Origin of the sequence: Streptomyces venezuelae, from assembly GCF_008642275.1 — a bacterium.
GTDB lineage: Bacteria > Actinomycetota > Actinomycetes > Streptomycetales > Streptomycetaceae > Streptomyces > Streptomyces venezuelae_E.
Map to the genome: position 1 here is coordinate 5269655 of NZ_CP029189.1, position 22207 is coordinate 5291861.

The 22207-nt window shown below is 71.5% G+C and carries 17 protein-coding genes; 13 read left to right on the forward strand and 4 right to left on the reverse strand.

What is annotated here, in order from left to right:
* The first annotated feature begins 37 nt into the window (after nucleotides 1–37).
* From DEJ51_RS23645 to DEJ51_RS23665, 6 genes are all read left to right on the forward strand, one after another.
* Complete coding sequence (locus DEJ51_RS23645; protein WP_190620590.1) at nucleotides 38–454, forward strand: signal peptidase I; 417 nt, start codon at nucleotides 38–40, stop codon at nucleotides 452–454.
* A gap of 181 nt (nucleotides 455–635) precedes the next feature.
* Nucleotides 636–2885: an MMPL family transporter gene (locus DEJ51_RS23650; protein ID WP_150259589.1), complete on the forward strand. Its 2250-nt coding sequence runs from the start codon at nucleotides 636–638 to the stop codon at nucleotides 2883–2885.
* Nucleotides 2886–3017: 132 nt separating this feature from the next.
* Entirely contained in the window at nucleotides 3018–3155 is a 138-nt protein-coding gene (locus DEJ51_RS34640) for a hypothetical protein (protein WP_190620592.1), read from the forward strand.
* Nucleotides 3156–3276: 121 nt separating this feature from the next.
* Nucleotides 3277–3867, forward strand: a complete 591-nt coding sequence (locus tag DEJ51_RS23655; RefSeq protein ID WP_150259591.1) for a hypothetical protein — start codon at nucleotides 3277–3279, stop codon at nucleotides 3865–3867.
* 136 nt (nucleotides 3868–4003) lie between these two features.
* A complete protein-coding gene (locus DEJ51_RS23660; RefSeq protein ID WP_150259593.1) occupies nucleotides 4004–4225 on the forward strand; it encodes a hypothetical protein in 222 nt (73 codons plus the stop codon).
* Between the two features lie 59 nt (nucleotides 4226–4284).
* Nucleotides 4285–7353 carry a helix-turn-helix transcriptional regulator gene (locus tag DEJ51_RS23665; RefSeq protein WP_150262106.1) on the forward strand — a complete coding sequence of 1023 codons (3069 nt, stop codon included), beginning with the start codon at nucleotides 4285–4287 and terminating at the stop codon, nucleotides 7351–7353.
* On the opposite strand, the gene DEJ51_RS23670 is transcribed toward DEJ51_RS23665, so the two are convergent.
* From DEJ51_RS23670 to DEJ51_RS23680, 3 genes are all read right to left on the reverse strand, one after another.
* Nucleotides 7316–7495: a DUF6191 domain-containing protein gene (locus DEJ51_RS23670; RefSeq protein ID WP_150262107.1), complete on the reverse strand. Its 180-nt coding sequence runs from the start codon at nucleotides 7493–7495 to the stop codon at nucleotides 7316–7318. The two genes, DEJ51_RS23665 and DEJ51_RS23670, sit on opposite strands and share 38 nt — an antisense overlap.
* 41 nt (nucleotides 7496–7536) lie before the next feature.
* A complete protein-coding gene (locus tag DEJ51_RS23675) occupies nucleotides 7537–8772 on the reverse strand; it encodes a PQQ-dependent sugar dehydrogenase (RefSeq protein WP_150259595.1) in 1236 nt (411 codons plus the stop codon).
* A gap of 199 nt (nucleotides 8773–8971) precedes the next feature.
* Nucleotides 8972–9979, reverse strand: a complete 1008-nt coding sequence (locus DEJ51_RS23680) for an aldo/keto reductase (protein WP_150259597.1) — start codon at nucleotides 9977–9979, stop codon at nucleotides 8972–8974.
* 73 nt (nucleotides 9980–10052) lie between these two features.
* On the opposite strand from DEJ51_RS23680, the gene DEJ51_RS23685 reads away from it, so the two are divergent.
* From DEJ51_RS23685 to serA, 6 genes are all read left to right on the forward strand, one after another.
* On the forward strand, nucleotides 10053–11000 hold the full coding sequence (locus DEJ51_RS23685) for a 2-hydroxyacid dehydrogenase (protein ID WP_150259599.1): 948 nt from the start codon (nucleotides 10053–10055) through the stop codon (nucleotides 10998–11000).
* A gap of 282 nt (nucleotides 11001–11282) precedes the next feature.
* Nucleotides 11283–14171: a putative bifunctional diguanylate cyclase/phosphodiesterase gene (locus DEJ51_RS23690; protein ID WP_411757343.1), complete on the forward strand. Its 2889-nt coding sequence runs from the start codon at nucleotides 11283–11285 to the stop codon at nucleotides 14169–14171.
* 204 nt (nucleotides 14172–14375) lie between these two features.
* Entirely contained in the window at nucleotides 14376–16262 is a 1887-nt protein-coding gene (locus DEJ51_RS23695) for an acetolactate synthase large subunit (protein ID WP_150259603.1), read from the forward strand.
* 31 nt (nucleotides 16263–16293) lie between these two features.
* Nucleotides 16294–16818: an acetolactate synthase small subunit gene (gene ilvN, locus DEJ51_RS23700; RefSeq protein WP_030010002.1), complete on the forward strand. Its 525-nt coding sequence runs from the start codon at nucleotides 16294–16296 to the stop codon at nucleotides 16816–16818.
* Between the two features lie 134 nt (nucleotides 16819–16952).
* Nucleotides 16953–17954: a ketol-acid reductoisomerase gene (gene ilvC / locus DEJ51_RS23705; protein WP_030010003.1), complete on the forward strand. Its 1002-nt coding sequence runs from the start codon at nucleotides 16953–16955 to the stop codon at nucleotides 17952–17954.
* A gap of 288 nt (nucleotides 17955–18242) precedes the next feature.
* Nucleotides 18243–19832, forward strand: a complete 1590-nt coding sequence (gene serA, locus DEJ51_RS23710) for a phosphoglycerate dehydrogenase (protein WP_150259605.1) — start codon at nucleotides 18243–18245, stop codon at nucleotides 19830–19832.
* 89 nt (nucleotides 19833–19921) lie between these two features.
* Here serA and DEJ51_RS23715 read toward each other — a convergent pair whose 3' ends face one another.
* A complete protein-coding gene (locus DEJ51_RS23715; protein WP_150259608.1) occupies nucleotides 19922–21478 on the reverse strand; it encodes an MFS transporter in 1557 nt (518 codons plus the stop codon).
* Between the two features lie 89 nt (nucleotides 21479–21567).
* Here DEJ51_RS23715 and DEJ51_RS23720 point away from each other — a divergent pair, with 89 nt between their 5' ends.
* Entirely contained in the window at nucleotides 21568–22149 is a 582-nt protein-coding gene (locus tag DEJ51_RS23720) for a TetR/AcrR family transcriptional regulator (RefSeq protein ID WP_150259610.1), read from the forward strand.
* The last annotated feature ends 58 nt before the right edge of the window (nucleotides 22150–22207 follow it).

A 22207-nucleotide genomic window follows, 5' to 3' on the forward strand; every position in this document is an offset into this window, starting at 1 on the left:
TGCCGGGCGCGCGCCACAACTGCATTAGCCTCACCCCGTGAACCACGACTCCACCATCTACACCGGTAAGGCCACCCCCGACGCGGCCGCGGACCGCGGCTGGCTCCTCGGCCACTTCAAGGACCCCTCCGATCCCCGCCACAGCGAGGACGTGGAGATCAAGTGGGGTGTCCACCCGAAGGGCGACGCACGGGAGCGGTGGGCGACCGCCGAGAAGCGCACCGCACTGCTGGTGCTGATCAGCGGACGCTTCCGGCTGGAGTTCCCCGGGCGCACCGTCGTCCTCGCCGAGCAGGGGGACTACGTGCTCTGGGGGCGCGGTGTCGACCACTCCTGGTACGCGGAGGAGGACGCCGTCGTCCTCACCGTCCGCTGGCCCTCGATCCCGGGCTACCGCGTGGACGAGCCCGAAACCCGGCTGGAGGCCGGGTCTCCCGGCTGCCCCGCGCTGTGACGATGCCCACGAAACGGGCCAACGATCACGAAACGCTGAGATCGTGGAGGGTGTAGACCCTCTGCGCCGAGCCCTCCCGGGGTGATCCCCCAGGCCCCTCGGCCGGGCCTTCACGCGTTCATGCGTTCTTTGCGACGGGCTGCCTCCCGGTAAAGATCCGAACCACCAGGGAGCACGTCCGTTGGCTGTAATCGCACGCTGGTGCATGCGCCACCGCCTCCTCACCGTACTCATCTGGCTGTTCGCGCTCGGCGGGACCGCGGCGGCCGCAGTGACCGCCGGGTCGGCGTTCTCCAACGACTACGAGGTCCCCGGCACCGAGTCCGGCAAGGCGAACGCCCTGCTGCGCGAGGCCTTCCACGGCCAGGGCGGCGACACCGACACCATCGTGTGGCGGGCCCCGGACCGGCAGAGCGTGCGCACCCCGGACATCGAGCAGCGCATGACCCGGGCACTGGAAGCCGTCGCCGGTCTCCCCGGTGTCGGATCGGTCGCCGGGCCCTACGGCCCCGCCCCCGAGAGCGCCGCACGGATCAGCCCCGACGGACGCACGGCGTACGCGGTCGTGACCTTCGACCGGCATGCCGACTCCGTACCCAAGGCCCAGGCCGCAGCGGTCGTCGACGCGGCGAAGAACCCCACCACCGAGGCCGGCGGCCTCCAGGTCGAGCTGGGCGGCCGTGCCATCCAGCTCACCGAGGCCCCCACCGCGCATCTCGCCGAGGTCATCGGCGTCGTCGTCGCGGCCCTGGTCCTCTTCCTCGCCTTCGGCTCGCTCGCCGCGAGCCTGCTGCCCATCGCGACCGCCCTGGTCAGCGTGGGCACCGCCTATTTCGGCATCACCCTGCTCGGGCACGCGATGCCGGTCGCCGACTTCGCCCCGATGCTCGGCACCCTCATCGGCCTCGGCGTGGGCATCGACTACGCGCTGTTCATCGTCACCCGGCACCGCAAGGGCCTGGCGCGGGGCAGCACCGTCGAGGAGGCCGCCGCGAACGCCGTCGCCACCACCGGCCGGGCCGTCGTCTTCGCCGGTGCCACCGTCTGCATCGCCCTGCTCGGCATGCTGGTGCTGCGGCTGAACTTCCTGAACGGCGTCGCGATAGCGGCGTCCGTGACCGTGGTCCTGACGGTCGCCGCCTCGGTCACCCTGCTGCCCGCCCTCCTCTCGTACATAGGCATGCGCGCCCTCTCGCGCCGCGAGCGCCGCAAGCTCGCCGCCGAGGGGCCGCGCCCCGAGCAGACCTCCGGCTTCGCGGCTCGCTGGTCCGGTCTCGTCGAGCGGCACCCCAAGCTGCTGGGTGCCCTCGCCACCGTGGTCATGCTGGTGCTGGCCCTGCCCACCCTCTACCTCCATCTGGGCACGTCCGACCAGGGCAACAACCCGGCCACCTCCACCACCCGGCAGGCATACGACCTGCTGGCGGACGGCTTCGGACCCGGCACCAACGGTCCGCTGACCGTCGTCGCCCGGCTGGACGGCGCCGGCGACCGGCTGGCCGCGGACCAGCTGGCGCAGGCACTGCGCACGACCGAGGGCGTGGCCTCCGCCGGCCCCGCCGTGCTCAACCACAGCGGCGACACCGCCGTCCTGACCGTCATACCGGACTCCGCGCCGCAGTCCCGGGCCACGAGCGACCTCGTCGACCGGCTCCGCCAGGACGTCATCCCGGCCGCCGGGCACGGCAACTCCATGGAGGTCCACGTCGGCGGAGTGACGGCCGCCTACGACGACTTCGCCGAGGTCATCATCGGGAAGCTGCCGCTCTTCGTCGGCGTCGTCATCGCCCTCGGCTGCGCGCTCCTCCTGCTGGCCTTCCGGTCCATCGGCATCCCGCTCAAGGCGGCCGCCATGAACGTCGCCGCCGTCGCCTCCTCCTTCGGCGTCGTGGTCGCGATCTTCCAATGGGGCTGGGGCAGCGAGCTCCTGGGCCTGGGCAGCGCAGGCCCCATCGAACCCTTCCTGCCCGTGATCATGGTGTCCGTCCTCTTCGGGCTGTCGATGGACTACCAGGTCTTCCTCGTCAGCCGGATGTACGAGGAGTGGCTGGAGACCGGCGACAACCGGCGGGCCGTGCGCGTGGGCCTCGCCGAGACCAGCCGGGTCATCAACTCGGCGGCCGTCATCATGATCTCCGTCTTCCTGGCGTTCGTGCTCAGCGGCGACCGGATCATCGCGATGTTCGGTATCGCGCTCGCCGCAGCCGTGGCCCTCGACGCCTTCGTGCTGCGCACGCTCCTCGTCCCGGCCCTGATGCACCTGCTCGGCGGAGCCAACTGGTGGCTGCCCGCCTGGCTCGACCGGCGCCTGCCCCGGATCAGCATCGAGCCGCCCGAACACCGCCCCCATGCGAGACTTCCGGAGCAGCGGCCCGCCGCGGACCTCACCACGAGCGAGGACGGCGCCGAGCCCGCCGCCCTCTCCCGGTGATCCGGCCACCCGCACGCCCCGGAGTTCCCGGCTCACATCGAGCGCGGACGCGAGTTCATCAGCCAGTACGCCGGCTTCCCGGACCGGGCCACTGACCTCGATTCCACCCGGGCACTGCTCGCCAGGTACGCGGTGACGGCCCGGGAGGACGGCGCCCGGTCCTCCGGCATCCGGCTCGACGGCACCCTGGTCCTCCACCGCGGGGTCCGCGAGGACACCCAGATCCGGCCGATCCCCTCCCGCGAGTGGGCCGCGAACCGGTCCGCCTGAGCCCGCTCCGGGCCCTGCCCGGGGCCGCCCGTCCGCGGGTTCCACCGCCGGGGGATCCCACCGCGGCCGGGGCCCGGGGATTCTCAGAGAACTCTCAGACAGGACGCCTACGGTGCCCCGCATGGACACCACGAAGACCCCCGCCCCGAACGCCGCCGAGGCGGACACCACCCCGGCCGACCTCGAAAAGGCCGAGACCCCCCAGGCCGCCGGGGCCGAAGCCGACTCCGCGGTCACCGGCGAGGTCGCCGACACCGACCTGGGCGACGAGGCGTTCGCCGAGGACCCGGCCGAGGACGAGGAGCCGAGCCAGGTCGGATCGGCCGCCTTCGCGATCATCGCCGCGGGTCTCGGTGCCATCGCCCTCAGCGGCAGCTGGGTCGCGGGCATCGTGTCCGAGCGAGCCAGCCTCAACGCCCGGCTGGAGCTGACCCAGGCCGCCGACGCCAACGCGCAGATCGCCGCCCAGTTCGCCGACCCCTGGCACACCACCGCGATGGTGAACGGCATCTTCTCCGCCCTCGCCCTGATCATCGCCATCTTCGTGCTGGCCCTTCCCGCCTTCAGCAGCCCCGAGCGCACCCTCCCCACCTGGGTACGCTCCGTCTCCTGGGCGGGCATCGGACTGGGCGCCCTCGGCGTACTGCTCTTCGTCCTCATGTACTTCGACCTCCTCCTCGCCATTCCCAAGGCGGCCGGAGCGGGCGCCTAGGTACTGCCTTAGGGCTTCACGGACTGGTCCGGGGCTTCTCGGCCCCGGACTAAGGCCCCCTCTCGCCGGCAGATGCGGCATGCGACCGATGTGCCGGTACCCCCTGGGGCGCGAATCTTGGATCACACCGAACGAGGTGCCCGAGCAACGCGACCAGGGAGCAGAGATGTACGAGTACGAGATCGCCACCGCCGTCCACAGCGCCGACCTCATCCGTGAAGCGGCCGAGTACCGCACGGCCCGGGCGGCCGGCAGGGCGCACCGCGCCTCCTTGCCGGACCAGGAAGCCCGGAGGCGGGTGAGAACGCTCCGGAGCCGGTTCACCCGCGCCGCGCATTCCGCGCCGCGCACCGTGTGAACCGACACGTGACGAGAAGCGCACCGCCGTCGAGTGCCGCCCGCCAGGACGTCTGTGCGATGCTCGGCGGCGTGGAGACCAGATCTGTCAGCCCGGTGTTCGTCGGCCGAGCCGATGAACTGGCCGTACTCACCGACGCACTGACCCGGGCAGCCGGTCGGGAACCGCAGGCGATGCTCATCGGGGGAGAGGCCGGAGTCGGCAAGACCCGCCTCACCGAGGAGTTCCTCTGCGAGGCGGACCGCCTCGGCGCAGTCGTCGCCGTCGGAGGCTGCGTGGAGATCGGGGCGGAGGGCCTTCCCTTCGCCCCGTTCTCGACGGCCTTGCGCACCCTGCACCGGCTGCTGCCCGGGGAACTGGCCACCGCCGCCGCCGGCCAGGAGGACGAACTCGCCCGCATCCTCCCCGAACTCGGCGACACCCCGCGCGGCCCGCACGACGAGGAGAGCACCGCACGGCTCTTCGAGCTGACGGCCCGGATGCTGGAACGCCTCGCCGCCGACCGCACCGTCGTCCTCGTCCTGGAGGACCTGCACTGGGCGGACACCTCCACCCGGCACCTGCTCTCCTACCTCTTCCGCACCCTCACCAGCGGCCGGCTCGTCATCGTCGCCACCTACCGCGCCGACGACGTGCACCGGCGTCACCCGCTGCGCCCGCTCCTCGCCGAACTCGACCGGCTCCGCACCGTCCGGCGCATCGAACTCTCCCGCTTCAACCGGGCCGAGGTACGCCGCCAGCTCGCCGGCATCCTCGCCGCGCAGCCCGACGAGGACTTCGTGGACTCCGTCTTCGACCGGTCGGACGGCAACGCCTTCTTCGTCGAGGAACTCGTCGCCTCCAAGGAGAGCGGCTGCCGCACCGGACTCACCGAATCCCTGCGCGACCTGCTCCTCGTCCGTGTCGAGGTGCTGCCCGACGACACCCAGCGGCTGGTGCGCATCGTCGCCGAAGGCGGCTCCACCGTGGAGTACCCGCTGCTGCGCGCCGTCGCCGGCCTCACCGAGGACGAGCTGATCGAGGCGCTGCGGGCCGCGGTCGGGGCCAACATCCTGCTCGCCACCCCCGACGGCGACGGCTACCGTTTCCGGCACTCCCTGGTCCGCGAGGCCGTCAGCGACGACCTGCTGCCCGGGGAGCGGGCCCGCGTCAACCGCCGCTACGCCGAGGCCATGGAGGCCGACGGGTCGCTGGTCCGGGCCGAGGAGCGGGTGATCCGGCTGGCCAGCTACTGGTACCACGCGAACGATCCCGCCAAGGCGCTGCCCGCCGTACTGGCCGCCTCCGTGGCGGCCCGCCGTCGGCACGCCTACTCGGAGCAACTGCGCCTGCTGGAGCGGGCCATGGACCTGTGGGACAGCGCTCCGGAGGACGTCCGCGAGGCGCTCCGGCCGGCGGACTACACCGAGGTGTATCCCCCGTGCGGCTGCGACCCGGCCACCACCGCGCTCCAGCGGCTCGACCTGCTGGCCGAGGCCACCGTGGCCGCGCGCTACGGAGGCGAACGCGACCGCGCCCTGAAGATCACGAAGACGGCGTTGCGCCTGCTGGAGGACGACCGCGACCCGCTGCGGGCCGCCTGGTTCTGGACCGAGCGCTCCCGGCTGGTCGCCGGCCTCGGCCGCGGCGACGGCTGGGAGGAGATCGCCAGGGCGCAGGACCTCGTCCGGGGGCTGCCCCCGTCCCAGGTGCACGCCGAGGTCCTGGTCCGGGCCGCGAGCTGGGGCATGCTCCACAAGCCGGGCCCCGGCAACCTCGCCGCCGCCGAACGGGCCGTCGAGTACGCGCGGATGGTCGGGGCCGAGGAGACCGAGCTGGGTGCCCGGATCACCGTCGGAGCTCTGCTCACCGATTCCGGCGACGCTCCGGGCGGTCTCGCCGAGATGCACGCGGTCCGGGAACGGGCCACGGATCTCGGGCTCACCATGCTGGCAGGACGTGCGCATATCAATCTCACCTCTCAGTTGGAAAGCCTGGGCCGGTCCCGCGAAGCCGTGGAACTGGCCGAACAAGGGGCCGAACTGGTGCGTAAATCCCGGCTGATGGACAGCGAGGCCTGGGTCTGCGGGAACAAGGCCGAGAGCCTCTGCAGCCTCGGCCGCTGGGACGAGGCAGCCGAGGCGGCCCGGCGTACCCTGCTCGTCGGCCAGAGCGCCGCCCCGCGCGGCTCGGCCTCCGCGCGTCTGGCCTACCTGGCCCTGGCGCGCGGCGAGTTGGCGGAGGCGGCCCACCAGCTGGCCGCCGCCCACGCCCACTTCGGCAGCCATGAGACCCAGCCCCAGCCCCAGCACCGGATCCCGCTCTACCGTCTCGCGATCGGCGTGGCCGCGGCGGAGGGCCGGATCGCCGACGTCCGCGCCGAGACGTCCGCCGCCACCGCCTACGGATTCCCGCTCGGGCAGCACCGCTACGCCTGGCCGCTGCTCCTCGCGTCCGCCACCGCGGAGGCGGACGCCCGGGGGCTCCCGGCCGCCGAGGCGGGCCGGGACGCGGCACTGGACGTGCTGCGCACCGCCGCCCGCTCCCTCGCCACCCCGGTTCCGGTGTGGACCGCCTATGCCGACTACGTCCGGGCCGAACTGCTCCGGGCGGAGGCGCGCAGCACCCTCGCCGACTGGACCGCCGTCGAGAAGGCCGTCCGCCCGCTGGAGCGGCCGTACCTGCTGGCCAGGGCCTGTCACCGGCTCGCGGAGGCCCAGCTGGCCGCCGGTGACCGGGAGCCTGCGGCCACCCTGCTCCGCGAGGCCTACGCCACCGCCGAGCGGCTCGGCTCACGCACCCTGCGCGAGGACCTGGCCCTGCTGGCCCAGCGCGCCCGCCTCCCGCTGACCGGCGCCGACAGCTCCGCCGCCGTTCCGGTCCCGGAGGCCGACCCGGTGGAGGCGCTCGGGCTGACCAGCCGGGAACGGGACGTGCTGCGCCTGGTGGCGGCCGGCAGCACCAACCGGAAGATCGCCGAGGAGCTCTTCATCTCGCCGAAGACGGCCAGCGTGCACGTGTCGAACATTCTGGCGAAGCTGGGCGTCGCAGGCCGCGGCGAGGCGGCCGCCCTCGCCCACCGGCTGCGTCTGTTCGCCGTGCCCGCCCCGGTCAGCCCCCGGCCGGAGACTGCCCGGCCGGGCGTATGAGCACCTTGCCGGAGTCGAGGTCTATCGGACCCCGTCCCGGATCGTTGTCGTTGACGTCGGTCCGGGACAGCTCCAGCCGCTTCTTCTCCTCGTCCGTGTGCTTGCGTCCCGGGTTGAACAGCTCCTCGATCATGTTGAACACCGTGCCCACCACACCCTCCGTCCCCCTGGGGGACTTGCTGGTCACCGCACCGTCAGGGTCAGGATCCTGTCGTCGCCCGCTTCCGGGGAGCCGCGCCCGTCCGTCTCGCTCGTGACGAGCAGCATGCGGTCCCCACCGAGGGGCACCACCGTCCGCAGCCGCCCGTACTCTCCCTCCAGGAAGGGCTCGGGCTCCGCCACCAGCTCCGTCCCGGCCAGCGGGATCCGCCACAGCCGTTTGCCCTTCAGCCCGGCCATCCATATCGAGCCCTCGGCCCACGCGATCCCGCTCGGCGAGGCCTCGTCGGTCTTCCACACGGCCACCGGATCCCGGAAGCCCGGCTTTCCCGCCTTCCCCTCGGCCTCGGGCCACCCGTAGTTGGCGCCGGGCTCGATCAGATTCAGCTCGTCCCACGTGTTCTGGCCGAACTCGGCCGCCCACAGCCGTTTGTCCTTGTCCCACGCGAGGCCCTGCACGTTGCGGTGCCCGTAGGAGTAGACGACGGAGTCGGCCTCGGGATTTCCGTGCACCGGATCCCCGTCCGGGGTCATCCGCAGGATCTTGCCGCCCAGCGACTTCTTGTCCTGCGCGAGCCCGGTGTCACCGGTCTCACCCGTTCCCGCGTAGAGCATCTTGTCCGGGCCGAAGGCGATCCGGCCGCCGTTGTGGATCAGGCCCTTGGGAATGCCCCGGAACACCGTGTCCGGTGCGCCCAGTTGCTGCCCGGCGGGTCTCTGCTCGTCGTACCTCAGCCGGGCGATGCGGTTGTCGGACTCGGTGGTGAAGTAGACGTACACCAGCCGGTCCGACGCGAAGGTGGGTGACAGCGCGAGGCCCATGAGCCCGCCCTCCCCGCCCGGAGCCACCCCCGGCACCTTGCCGATCTGGGTCACCGCGCCGGAACCCGTCGCGACCCTGCTGATCGTCCCCTTGTCCCGCGAGGCCACCAGCAGGTCCCCGCCCGGCAGCGGGGCCACGCCCCACGGCGACTCCAGCCCCTTGGCCACCTCGCCGGTCACCGTCACGGCTCCCTTCGCCGGCGGGCCGGTGGCCTCCGGTGACGCGGACGGTCTCCCCGACGGCCCCGGCGACCCGGAGCCCGCCGGGGCCGTGCTCGGCGGCGAGCCACCCGGCCCCGTGCCCGGTGCCCCCTCCGGCGAACACCCCGCCGCCAGCAGAGCTCCGCAGCCGACGAGCGCGAGCGCCGCCAGCACACCCCGGCGCCGGCCGCCCGCTTCCTCGGATCCCGTCTGCCCGGGAGAACTTCCGTATCGCATCGCCCTGCTCCCTTCCGGTCCTCCGATCGTGCCCTTCATCCGTCTCAACAGCTCCGGCACACCGCGAAGTTCCACCACTCGTACACCCGATCGAGTGGTTGTCGGGCCCGCCCCCGGAAGGCCCTGGAACCTCCCGGAGCGAACCGGAGCGCACCGGACCCGACCTGACCTGACCGGACCTGACCGGGCCACTGCCCGGTCAGTCCCAGGCTCCCACTTCGACCGGAAGGGCCGCGATCTCGGCCAGGTCCCCGGCCGAGAGCCGGACCCGCGCCGCCCGCGCGTTCTCCGCCGCCCACGGAGCCCGGTCGGCCCCCGGCACGGGCACCACCTGAGGCCCCTGCGCCAGCACCCACGCCAGGGCCACCTGCGCGACCGTGACCTCCGGGCCGTGCCGCCGTGCCACCCGCCGCAGCCCCGCCAGCAGCACCTGGTTCGACGCCATCGCCTCCGCCGTGAACCGCGGATGCCGGGCCCGTACGTCCTCGGGCTCGAACCCCTCACCCGGTGTGAGCGTCCCCGTGAGGAACCCGCTGCCCAGCGGCATCGCCGCCAGGAACCCCACCCCGCGCGCCGCGCACCACGGCAGCAGCTGCCACGCCGCCTGCGGCGACCACACCGACAGCTCCGCCTGCACCGCGCTCACCGGGAACACCTGCTGCAGACGCTCCAGGTGCCGCAGGGTCGTCCGGTACCCCCGGTCCCCGCTCCGTCCGGCCCCGGGACCGGCCCCGGCGCCCAGCGCGCAGAACCCGAGCGCCCGCACCTTGCCCGCGCCCACGAGCTCGGCCATCGCCCCCCAGGTCTCCTCCACGGGCACCTCCGGATCCACCCGGTGCAGCTGGTAGAGGTCTATGACGTCGGTCCGCAGCCGCCGCAGCGACGCGTCGCAGGCCCGCCGCAGGTAGCCGGGCCGCCCGTCGGCGACCACGTGCTGGTCACCCGCCCGCAGCCCCACCTTGGCCGAGACGAACGCCTCGGACCGCCGCTCCCGCAGCACCCGCCCGAGCAGCAGCTCATTGGTGAACGGCCCGTACACGTCGGCCGTGTCCAGCAGGTTCGACCCCAGGTCCAGCGCCGTGTGCACGGCGGCCAGTGACTCCTGCCCCCGCCGCCGCGAAGGCGCGTACGCCCAGCTCATCGGCATACAGCCGAGGCCGATGGCGCCCACCGTCAGCGCCCCCGCCCCGATCGACCTGCGCTCCACCCCTGCGTCCCCCTCCGGTTCCGGCCATCAAACTAACGGCTTGATCCGGATGCCTTGGCATAGCCTCGTGATCATGACTGCAATGACCCCGGATGTCTGGCTCCCGTTCCCCGCCGCGGAGATCGAGGGCCTCCCCGACTCCTTCACGTACCGCCGATGGGACGGCGAGGACGAGTTCCCGGCCGATCCGGCCGACTGCGTCTTCTACGTGACGCCCTACATGAAGTCCCCCGACGTCACCGTGCGCCCGCTGGCGGCGATGCCCGCGGTCCAGGTCGTCCAGACACTGACCGCCGGCATCGACGACGTACTGGGCCGCCTCGGAGACCTGCCCCCCGGCGTACGGCTGTGCAACGCCGCGGGGGTCCACACGGCGAGCACCGCCGAACTCGCCCTCACCCTGACCCTGGCCTCCCTGCGGGGCATCCCCGGCATGGTCCGTGGCCAGGACCGCGAGGAATGGCGTTCCGGGTTCTACGACGCCCTCGCCGACAAGTCGGTTCTGATCATCGGCTACGGATCGATCGGCTCCGCCATCGAGGACCGGCTCGCGGCCTTCGAATGCGGACCGGTCGCACGGGTGGCGCGTACGGCGCGGACCACCGCACGCGGGCCCGTGCACACCCTGGCCGACCTGCCCGGGCTCCTGCCCCGGGCCGACGTGGTGGTCCTCGTGACGCCGCTGACCGACGCCACCCGGGGCCTGGTCGGGGCCGACTTCCTCGGCCGCATGAAGGACGGGGCCCTGCTGGTGAACGTGTCCCGCGGCCCCGTCGTCGACACCAAGTCCCTGCTGGCGGAGGTGGAGTCGGGCCGCCTGCGCGCGGCGCTCGACGTCACCGACCCGGAACCGCTGCCCGCGGGCCACCCGCTCTGGCATGCTCCGAACGTCCTGATCACCCCTCATGTGGGCGGCAGCAGCTCCGCGTTCGAGCCAAGGGCCAAGCGTCTGCTGGCCCGCCAGCTCACCCGGTTCGCCGCCGGTGAGCCCGTGGAGCACACGGTGCTCACCACCGAGTGACGCGTGATGCACACGCTCCGGAGTCACCCGAATGCGCTGGGTGGGCACAACTCCCGGATCGGTAACGGAGAGTAGAGAGACTATGTCCCTGAGTGACGAAAGTGGTGTATCGTCCGGAAGAAGGGGCTGCGCCACGAACGTCTGGCGCTGGGGAGTGATCGGACACTTTGGGGGGCGACGGGCGATGTACGGCCAATGGACGAAGGATCCGATGCGGCACAGCCGCCGGAGGCGACGCTGCCGAGACTGGGCTGCACCGGAACCAGCCGGCGAGGGGGACCGGTGAGCACCCCGGGGGCGGCGCTCCTGAACCGGCCGTCCGTCTCGGGCGGAGGCAAGGGGCTGGCGATGCAGCTGCTCCTCGCGGTGGTCAGCGGCGGTTACGCCGTCGGCGCCGCCCTCAACTGGGGTTCGGAGGAAGTCGCCGAGATCATGGGCGATTTCGGGCTCAGCGCGGCCGGATTACTCGCCGCGATCTCCTGCTACTCCTACGCGAGGGCGATCGACAGCCGCGAACGCCCCGCCTGGCTCCTCTTCGCCTTCTCCTCCCTCATGGGCGCCGGCGGCAACGCGGTCTGGGGCTGGTACGAGGTGATCCTGGGCGAGGAAGTGCCGAAACCCTCGCTCGCCGACTTCGCCTTCCTCTGCTTCGCCCCGCCCGCCATCGTGGGCCTGCTCGTCCTCGCCAAACGCCCGGTCACCCGCGCCGGCTGGGTGTGCCTGGGACTCGACTCCTGGCTCATCGGCGGCTCCCTGCTCACGCTCTCCTGGAGCCTGGCCCTGGCCCACGCGGCGCGGACCGCCCAGTCCGGTGCCCCCGGCAGCGTCCCGCGCGCCGCGCTCTCCCTCGCCTACCCGCTCCTGGACATCGCGCTCGTCTCGATGGTCCTGGTCCTGCACTTCCGGCGCAGCGAGACCAACCGCTCCGCCGTCAACACCGCCATCGCGGCGCTCGCCCTGACCGTGCTCAGCGACGCCCTGTTCACCTCGCCCCTGCTGAGCGCCGAATACCAGTCCGGCCAGCTGCTCGACGCCGGATGGTTCGCGGGCTCGCTGCTCCTCGCGTACGCACCCTGGGGCGCCCGGCGCCTCCACCCGGGCCCGGAGCCGGCCGGGCGCCCCCGCGCCGACCGGGTGCACAGCCGCCCGATCACCGGCTCGCTGCCCGCCCTCACCCCGTACCTCGCCGCCGCCGTGTGCACCCTCGGCATCCTGTACAACGTCGTGGACGGCCGGAAGGTGGACCGGATGGTCGTCTTCACCGGCTGTACGGTCGTGCTCGCCCTCGTCATCCGGCAGGGCATCATGCTCCTCGACAACATCGCGCTGACCCAGGAACTGGCCCAGAAGGAGAACCACTTCCGCTCCCTGGTCCAGGGCTCCAGCGACGTCATCATGATCGCCGCACCCACCGGCACCCTGCGCTACGTCAGCCCCGCGGCCGCCGGGGTCTACGGCCGTGAGGCGGAGGAGCTGGTCGGCACCGAACTCGCCACGCTGATCCACCCCGACGACCTCGGCCGGGTGGTCCACGAGGTACGCCGCTTCCTCGCCGCACCGCCGACCGAGGAGCCCACCACCCGCATCGAGTGCCGCTTCAAATCGGGCGGCGGCGAGTGGCTCAACGTGGAGTCCACCGTCAACCGCCACCAGGGCGGGCTCATCCTCAACAGCCGGGACGTCACCGAGCGGGTCCGGCTCCAGGCCCAGCTGCAGCACAGCGCCGAGCACGATCCGCTGACCGACCTGCCCAACCGGGCCCTGTTCACCCGGCGCGTGCGGCAGGCGCTGACCGGCCGGCGCGCGGGCGACCACAGCACCGCCGTGCTCTTCATCGACCTCGACGGCTTCAAGGCGGTCAACGACACCATCGGCCACCAGGCCGGCGACGAACTCCTCGTCGAAGCCGCGCGCAGGCTCCAGGACTCGGTCCGGGCCGGGGACACCGCGGCCCGCCTCGGCGGCGACGAGTTCGCCGCGCTGATCCTGGGCGACGGCAGCCGCGACCCCGGCGCCCGCGAGTACCAGGTACGTGAGATCGCCGACCGGCTGCGCACCACCCTCTCCCAGCCGTACCGGATCGGCGGCAGCGAGGTCCGGGTCGCCGCGAGCATCGGAGCGGCCTTCGCCGACCCCGGCATCACCCCTTCGGACCTGATGCGCAACGCGGATCTCGCGATGTACCGGGCCAAGGCCGGCGGCAAGAACCGCGTCGAGATGTACGCCCCCCAGATGCAGGCCGAAGTCGTACGCAAGGCCGAGCTGGCCGGCCGGCTGCGCACGGCACTGCACGAGGGCGAGTTCGCCCTGCTGCACCAGCCCGTGGTCTCGCTGGCCACCGGTGAGGTGTCGGCCGTCGCCGCGCAGGCCCGCTGGCGCTCCGCCCAGGGGATCCTTTTCACCCCGGCGGAGTTCCTGCGGGTCGCCGAGTACAGCGAGGGCGGTGCCGGCGGCTCCGGCGCCGCCGGTCACGACGCCTCCCGCACCGCCGAGCTGAGCCGGTGGCTGCTGGAGGAGGCCGTGGAGCAGGCCGCCGACCGGCACCGGGCCGGGCACGACGTACCCGTGGCCGTACGGATGACCGCCCAGCGGCTCCTGGACCGGTCGATGCCGCTCGCCTCCGTCGAGGCCCTGCTGACCCGGCACGGGCTGCCTTCCGGGGCACTGGTGCTGGAGCTCGCCGTATCCGACCCCAGGGTGCCCTTCGACGACCTGGAGCGCCGCCTGGCCGCCCTGCACCGGCTCGGGGTGGGCATCTCCCTGGACGGCTTCGGCAGCGGCTACGCGGCCATCAGCGCCCTGCGCCGGCTCCCCGTGGACATGCTCAAGCTGGACCGCGGCCTGGTGGAGGGGGTGGTCGAGTCCGCCCGGCTGCACAAGATCACCGCAGGTCTCTTGCGGATCGCAAACGACCTGGGCATGCGGTCGGTGGCGGACGGGGTGGACCTGCCCGAGCAGGTCCTGGCACTGCGCGCGATGGGGTGCACGCACGGCCAGGGAATGGCATTTTCCGGCCCGCTCGACGAGTACAGGCTGCGCCGTGCGCTGGTGCGCGGTACGTTCCCAGTACCGGGCGGAGCGGCCCAACCAGCACTGGCCGGCGGTTCCCCCGGGGGCTCCATGGCCATCCGTAGAGGCTCACATAATGAGACGCCCGTCCCACCTACTTGACATCACCCTCCCGCCAGAGGGAGGGTCAGTGCCATGCGCACCCGAATTCTCGTACTTGGAAAGCGCGTCGGCTGAAGCCGGGACCTGCATGTCCCCGCTCAACACCCCCGACGCGCTCCCCTCGCTTGCCTCCTGGCACGAGGGGTTTTTTGTTGCACTGGCACAGAGTCGAATCCGCGTAAAACCCTCAGCTTCGAGAAGAGAATGCCGATGACCGAGCAGGCCACCGGGGCCCACCATCCGCAGCCGCGGCCCCGTTCCGGCGGACAGCAGTCCGCCGCAGTTGAGCACGTCACGGGTGCGCAGTCCCTCATCCGCTCTCTCGAAGAGGTGGGGTGCGACACCGTCTTCGGTATTCCGGGCGGCGCCATCCTCCCCGCGTACGACCCGATGATGGACTCGAAGAAGGTCCGTCACATCCTGGTCCGCCACGAGCAGGGGGCGGGCCACGCCGCCACCGGCTACGCGCAGGCCACCGGCAAGGTCGGCGTCTGTATGGCCACGTCCGGACCGGGCGCCACCAACCTGGTCACCCCGATCGCCGACGCCCACATGGACTCCGTCCCGCTCGTCGCGATCACCGGCCAGGTCTCCTCCAAGGCGATCGGCACCGACGCCTTCCAGGAGGCGGACATCGTCGGCATCACGATGCCGATCACCAAGCACAACTTCCTGGTCACCAAGGCCGAGGACATCCCGCGCACGATCGCCGAGGCGTTCCACATCGCGGCCACCGGCCGTCCCGGCCCGGTCCTGGTCGACATCGCCAAGGACGCCCTGCAGGCCAAGACCACCTTCTCCTGGCCGCCCGCCCAGGACCTCCCCGGTTACCGGCCGGTCACCAAGCCGCACGCCAAGCAGATCCGCGAGGCCGCCAAGCTCATCTGCCAGGCCAAGCGCCCGGTCCTGTACGTCGGCGGCGGCGTCATGAAGTCCGGCGCGACCGCGGAGCTGAAGGTCCTCGCCGAGCTGACCGGCGTCCCCGTCTGCACCACCCTGATGGCGCTGGGCTCCTTCCCCGACAGCCACCCGCTGCACGTCGGCATGCCGGGCATGCACGGCTCCGTCACCGGCGTCACCGCGCTGCAGAAGTCGGACCTGCTGATCGCCCTCGGCACCCGCTTCGACGACCGCGTCACCGGCAAGCTGGACAGCTTCGCCCCCTTCGCCAAGATCATCCACGCGGACATCGACCCCGCCGAGATCGGCAAGAACCGCGCGGTCGACGTCCCGATCGTCGGAGACGCCCGCGAGGTCATCGCCGACCTGATCCAGGCCGTCCAGGCCGAGCACACCGAGGGCAGCGCCGGCGACTACACCGCCTGGTGGAACGATCTCAGCCGCTGGCGCGACACGTACCCGCTGGGTTACGACCTGCCCGCCGACGGCAGCCTCTCCCCGCAGCAGGTCATCGAGCGGATCGGCGCACTCGCCCCGAAGAGCACGATCTTCGCGGCCGGCGTCGGCCAGCACCAGATGTGGGCCTCCCACTTCGTCAAGTACGAGGAGCCCCGCACCTGGCTGAACTCCGGCGGTGCCGGAACCATGGGCTACGCGGTCCCGGCCGCGATGGGTGCCAAGGTCGGCATGCCCGAGCGCACGGTCTGGGCGATCGACGGCGACGGCTGCTTCCAGATGACCAATCAGGAACTGGTCACCTGCGCCCTGAACAACATCCCGATCAAGGTCGCGATCATCAACAACGGCGCGCTCGGGATGGTCCGCCAGTGGCAGACCCTGTTCTACAACCAGCGGTACTCCAACACCGTTCTGCACGCCGACGAGACCGGGCACGACACGGTCGGCTCCCAACTCGGCGAGTCCCTCGCACCCCGCAAGGGCACCCGTGTCCCGGACTTCGTCAAGCTGTCGGAGGCCATGGGCTGCGTGGCGCTGCGCTGTGAGGACCCGGCCGACCTGGACAAGGTCATCGCCGAGGCCAACGCGATCAACGACCGTACCGTCGTGATCGACTTCATCGTCCACGAGGACGCCATGGTGTGGCCGATGGTCGCCGCCGGCACCTCCAACGACGAGGTCATGGCAGCCCGGGGCGTCCGTCCCGACTTCGGCGACAACGAAGACGACTGAGCCGAGAGAGCCGAGAGAGAGAACGCCCCACATGTCCAAGCACACGCTCTCCGTCCTGGTCGAGAACACGCCCGGCATCCTCGCCCGGATCGCCGCCCTGTTCTCCCGCCGCGGGTTCAACATCGACTCCCTCGCGGTCGGGGTCACCGAGCACCCCGACATCTCCCGCATCACCATCGTCGTCAACGTCGAGGACCTCCCGCTGGAGCAGGTGACCAAGCAGCTGAACAAGCTGGTCAACGTGCTCAAGATCGTCGAGCTGGAGTCCCACAACGCCATCGAGCGCGAGCTCGTCCTGGTGAAGGTCCGCGCCGACAACGAGACCCGCTCGCAGATCGTCGAGATCGTCCAGCTGTTCCGCGCCAAGACGGTCGACGTCTCCCCGGAGGCCGTCACCATCGAGGCCACCGGCGGCTCCGACAAGCTCGGCGCGATGCTCAAGATGCTGGAGCCCTTCGGCATCAAGGAGCTCGTCCAGTCCGGAACGATCGCCATAGGGCGTGGCGGCCGGTCCATCACGGACCGCAGTCTGCGCGCGCTCGACCGCAGCGCCTGACCCGCCCCGGCCCGGAGCGGCGGACACGTCGGCCGGGCAGGACACGCTCTGCTCGCATAGCGAGACCGAGAAACTCAGATTCCGTTCCCCGCCGTACGGTGGGAGCAACACCAGCGCACCAAGGAGATATCCCAGTGGCCGAGCTGTTCTACGAGAACGACGCCGACCTGTCCATCATCCAGGGCCGCAAGGTCGCGGTCATCGGTTACGGCAGCCAGGGCCACGCCCACGCGCTGTCGCTCCGTGACTCCGGCGTCGACGTCGTCGTCGGTCTGAAGGAGGGCTCGAAGTCCAAGGCCAAGGCCGAGGAGCAGGGTCTGAAGGTCGTCCCCGTGGCCGAGGCCGCCGCCTGGGCGAACGTCATCATGATCCTCACCCCGGACCCGCTGCAGGCCGAGATCTACGAGGAGTCCATCAAGGAGCACCTCCAGGAGGGTGACGCGCTCTTCTTCGGCCACGGCTTCAACGTCCGCTACGGCTTCATCAAGCCCCCGGCCAACGTGGACGTCGCCCTCGTCGCGCCCAAGGGCCCGGGCCACCTGGTCCGCCGTCAGTACGAGGAGGGCCGCGGCGTTCCGTGCATCGCCGCCGTCGAGCAGGACTTCACCGGTTCCGCCTTCGCGCTCGCGCTCTCGTACGCGGCCGGCATCGGCGGCACCCGCGCCGGCGTCATCAAGACCACCTTCACCGAGGAGACCGAGACCGACCTGTTCGGTGAGCAGGCCGTTCTCTGCGGTGGCGCCTCCGCTCTGGTCAAGGCCGGTTTCGAGACCCTGACCGAGGCCGGCTACCAGCCGGAGATCGCGTACTTCGAGTGCCTGCACGAGCTGAAGCTCATCGTGGACCTCATGTACGAGGGCGGCCTGGAGAAGATGCGCTGGTCGGTCTCCGAGACCGCCGAGTGGGGCGACTACATCACCGGCCCGCGCGTCATCACCGACGCCACCAAGGCCGAGATGAAGAAGGTCCTCGCGGAGATCCAGAGCGGCGAGTTCGCCAACACGTGGATGGCCGAGTACAAGGCCGGTCTGCCGAAGTACAACGAGTACAAGAAGGCCGACGAGGAGCACCTGCTGGAGACCACCGGCAAGAAGCTGCGCAAGCTGATGAGCTGGGTCGACAGCGACGAGAGCTGATCGTGCGGCGGCGGGGCCGGGACACCTGGAGTCCCGGCCCCGCCGCGCGTCACCGGACGGGGATTCCCCACCGGAATCCGGCCCTCCCGGGCGCGGCTTGTCCACCTCGGCCAACCACGGACGGGTGATCCTTCCGTACAGGCGGAAATCCGGACCGTCAGCGCCACTACACTGCTCAACACATACGCGTCAGGCCCACAGTGTCGTGCGTCTTCCACGCGGCTAGCCCCTCCACCGCCTGCGGCCGTCGGGACGGCCGTCCGCACTGGACTTGTGAGGATGACCCACGTGAGCTCGAAACCTGTCGTACTCATCGCCGAAGAGCTGTCGCCCGCCACCGTCGAGGCGCTCGGCCCGGACTTCGAGATCCGGCACTGCAACGGCGCGGACCGCGCCGAGCTGCTGCCCGCGATCGTCGACGTCGACGCGATCCTCGTCCGCTCCGCCACCAAGGTCGACGCCGAGGCCATTGCCGCGGCCAAGAAGCTGCGGGTCGTCGCGCGCGCCGGTGTCGGTCTGGACAACGTCGACGTCTCCGCCGCCACCAAGGCCGGCGTGATGGTCGTCAACGCGCCGACCTCGAACATCGTGACCGCGGCCGAGCTCGCCTGCGGCCTGCTCGTCGCCACCGCCCGCAACATTCCGCAGGCGAACACCGCCCTGAAGAACGGCGAGTGGAAGCGGAACAAGTACACGGGTGTCGAGCTCAGCGAGAAGACCCTCGGCGTCGTCGGCCTCGGCCGCATCGGCGTGCTCGTCGCCCAGCGCATGTCGGCCTTCGGTATGAAGATCGTCGCGTACGACCCCTACGTCCAGCCCGCGCGCGCCGCCCAGATGGGCGTCAAGATGCTGGCGCTGGACGAGCTCCTGGAGGTCGCCGACTTCATCACCGTGCACCTGCCCAAGACCCCCGAGACCCTCGGTCTCATCGGTGACGAGGCCCTGCACAAGGTGAAGCCGTCGGTCCGTATCGTCAACGCGGCCCGCGGCGGGATCGTCGACGAGGCCGCGCTGTACACGGCCATCAAGGAGGGCCGCGTCGCCGGCGCCGGTCTCGACGTGTACGCGAAGGAGCCCTGCACGGACTCCCCGCTGTTCGAGCTCGACCAGGTCGTCTGCACCCCGCACCTCGGCGCGTCCACGGACGAGGCCCAGGAGAAGGCCGGTGTCTCGGTCGCCAAGTCGGTGCGCCTCGCGCTCGCCGGTGAGCTCGTGCCGGACGCGGTCAACGTCCAGGGCGGTGTCATCGCCGAGGACGTCCGTCCGGGCCTGCCGCTCGCCGAGAAGCTCGGCCGCATCTTCACCGCCCTCGCGGGCGAGGTCGCGGTCCGCCTCGACGTCGAGGTCTGCGGCGAGATCACCCAGCACGACGTCAAGGTGCTGGAACTCTCCGCCCTCAAGGGCGTCTTCGAGGACGTCGTCGACGAGACGGTCTCCTACGTCAACGCCCCGCTGTTCGCGCAGGAGCGCGGCGTCGAGGTCCGGCTGACCACCAGCTCGGAGTCCCCGGACCACCGCAACGTGGTGACCGTGCGCGGCACCCTGTCGGACGGTCAGGAGGTCTCGGTCTCCGGCACGCTCGCGGGCCCGAAGCACCTTCAGAAGATCGTCGGCGTCGGCGAGTACGACGTGGACCTGGCGCTCGCCGACCACATGGTCGTGCTGCGCTACACCGACCGCCCCGGCGTGGTGGGTGCCGTCGGCCGCGTCCTCGGCGAGGGCGGTCTGAACATCGCGGGCATGCAGGTCGCCCGGGCCGAGGAGCACGGTGAGGCGCTCGCCGTCCTCACCGTCGACGCTCCGGTTCCCGGCAACGTCCTGGCGGACATCGCCACCGAGATCGGCGCCGCTTCGGCGCGCACGGTCAGCCTCGCCTGAGCCCGTCCGGGTAGTGGCGTGAACGAAGGGCCCGGGGGAGACCCCCGGGCCCTTTCGCGTCGTGCCGGCCGTGTGCCGCGGCGGGCGGTTCAGTTGTACGTCGCCTCCCGGGCCGGGAGGCCGGGAGCGTCGGCGGGCCGCGCCGCGGGCGGGGCGGGGGTTCCGATCCCGCGCATCAGAGCCGCGGCGGCCACGGCCGCCGCGAGCAGCAGTGCCGTACCGCCCCAGGCCGCGTACTGCATCCCGTGGACGAAGGCCTCCCGGGCCAGGGCCAGCACCTGCTCCCCGGCGGGCCCGCCGATGTGGTGGGCGGTGGCGACGGCCCCGCCCAGCGTCTCCCGCACGGCGGGCTCGGCGCCGGCCAGGTCGTCGCGGTAGACCGCGGTCCCCAGGCTGCCGAGGACCGCCATGCCCAGCGCGCCGCCGAACTCCGTTCCGGTCTCCAGCAGGGAGGCGGCCGAACCGGCCTTCTCGGCCGGGGCCGAGGCCAGCGCCATGTCGGAGACCAGGGACATCACGGAGACGATGCCCGAGGCAAGCAGCCCGGCGCCGGCCAGGATCAGCCACAGCGAGTCCGTGTCCACCAGGCTGATCAGGGCGAAGCCGGCCGCGGCGAGGACGAACCCGCCGGCGATGACGTGGGCCCGGTCCGTCTTCTGGGCCAGCGCGGCGGAGAGGGGGGCCGCGGCGCCGATGAAGACCGAGGGGGCCAGACTCCACAGGGCGGCTTCCAGGGTGCCCATCCCGAGCACCAACTGGAGGTACTGGGTGGTGAAGTAGGCCGATCCCATCATGGCGAAGGCGGCGAGGGTGTTCAGGCCGATGCCCGCCCCGAAACCGCGGCCCCGGAAGAGTGCCCGGCTCACCATGGCGTCGTCACGGGTGCGCTGACGCCGGACGAAGGCGTATCCGAAGGCGAGACCGACGGCGAGGCAGCCCAGGTAGAGGGGTGCGAACCCCTCGGCGGCGATCTCCTTGAGTCCGTAGACGACCGGCAGCACGGCGGCCATGGACAGCGGGACGCTCGCCAGGTCGAAACGGCCGGGGGCGGGGTCCTTGGACTCGGGGACCAGGACCGGGACGAGGACCAGCAGGAGCAGCATCGCGGGCACGTTGATGAGGAAGACGGAGCCCCAGTAGAAGTGGTTCAGCATCACCCCGCTGAGCACCGAGCCGAAGGCGATGCCGCCGGTCATGGCCCCGGACCAGATGGCGATGGCCGTACTGCGCTGCCTGTCGTCCTGGAAGAGGTTCCGGACGAGGGCCAGCGTGGAGGGCATCAGGGTCGCGCCGCCGATGCCGAGCAGGACCCGGGCCGCGATGAGCATCTCCGCGCTGGTGGCGCAGCCGGCGCCCACCGAGGCGAGGCCGAAGGCGGTCGCGCCGATCAGCAGCAGTCTGCGGCGGCCGATCCGGTCGCCGAGCGATCCCATCGTGATCAGCAGGCCGGAGAGGGCGAAGGCGTAGCTGTCGAAGATCCAGAGCTGCTGGGTGGAGCTCGGGTCGAGCTGGTCGGTGATGGACGGGATGGCGAAGTAGAGGACGGACACGTCCATCGAGACCAGGAGCAGCGGCAGCAACAGGACGGTGAAGGCGGTCCATTCGCGGCGGCCGGCGAGTCGCGCTGTGGCGGCTGGGTTCGTCATGAGCAGGAATATACATACGTCTTAAACGCCTGTCTATGACGACTGTCTAGAACTGTTGTCTGGGACGCTTGTCTTGCTACCGTGTGGCCATGGGACATCGCGAAGATCTGCTTGAAGGCGCCAAGAAGTGCCTGGTCGAGAAGGGGTTCGTGCGCACGACCGCGCGCGACATCGTCAGCGCCTCGGGGACCAACCTGGCCTCCATCGGCTACCACTACGGCTCGAAGGACGCCCTCCTCACCCAGGCCTTCATCGGCCTGATGGAGGAGTGGGGCGCGGTGTTCCAGGACGGACTCGACGGCGAGGGCGGATCGCTGGAGCGCTTCCGCGCCCTGTGGGAAGGGGTGTTGGCGCAGCACGAGAAGTCGGGGCCGGTCTGGGCGGCCAGCCTGGAGGTGGCGCTCGGCCGGGACCAGCGGCCGGAGTTGAGGTCCATGCTCGCGGCCTCGCAGGCCGAGGGGCGCCGAGGGCTGATCTCGATGCTCACCGGGACCCCGGAGGACCAGCTCGACGAACGGGACGTGCGCACCCTGGGCGGCTTCTACCAGGCGCTGCTGAACGGCCTGATGATCCAGTGGCTCTTCGACCCGGAGTCGGCCGCGACGGCGGAGGAGTTCACCGAGGGCATGCGCCGGGCCGCCGAGGCGATGACCCGCTCGCGGGAGGGCTGACCGGCTCCGGAGCCGCCGCCATCGGGCGCGTCCCTCACCGCCCCCAACCACCCCTGGA

Coding starts and splice junctions, on each gene's coding strand:
- DEJ51_RS23675 (WP_150259595.1), bottom strand. CDS start 8,772: ATGCGATACGGAAGTTCTCCCGGGCAGACGGGATCCGAGGAAGCGGGC.
- DEJ51_RS23720 (WP_150259610.1), top strand. CDS start 21,568: ATGGGACATCGCGAAGATCTGCTTGAAGGCGCCAAGAAGTGCCTGGTC.
- DEJ51_RS23695 (WP_150259603.1), top strand. CDS start 14,376: ATGCCGATGACCGAGCAGGCCACCGGGGCCCACCATCCGCAGCCGCGG.
- DEJ51_RS23685 (WP_150259599.1), top strand. CDS start 10,053: ATGACTGCAATGACCCCGGATGTCTGGCTCCCGTTCCCCGCCGCGGAG.
- DEJ51_RS23665 (WP_150262106.1), top strand. CDS start 4,285: ATGCTCGGCGGCGTGGAGACCAGATCTGTCAGCCCGGTGTTCGTCGGC.
- DEJ51_RS23655 (WP_150259591.1), top strand. CDS start 3,277: ATGGACACCACGAAGACCCCCGCCCCGAACGCCGCCGAGGCGGACACC.
- DEJ51_RS23715 (WP_150259608.1), bottom strand. CDS start 21,478: ATGACGAACCCAGCCGCCACAGCGCGACTCGCCGGCCGCCGCGAATGG.
- ilvN (WP_030010002.1), top strand. CDS start 16,294: ATGTCCAAGCACACGCTCTCCGTCCTGGTCGAGAACACGCCCGGCATC.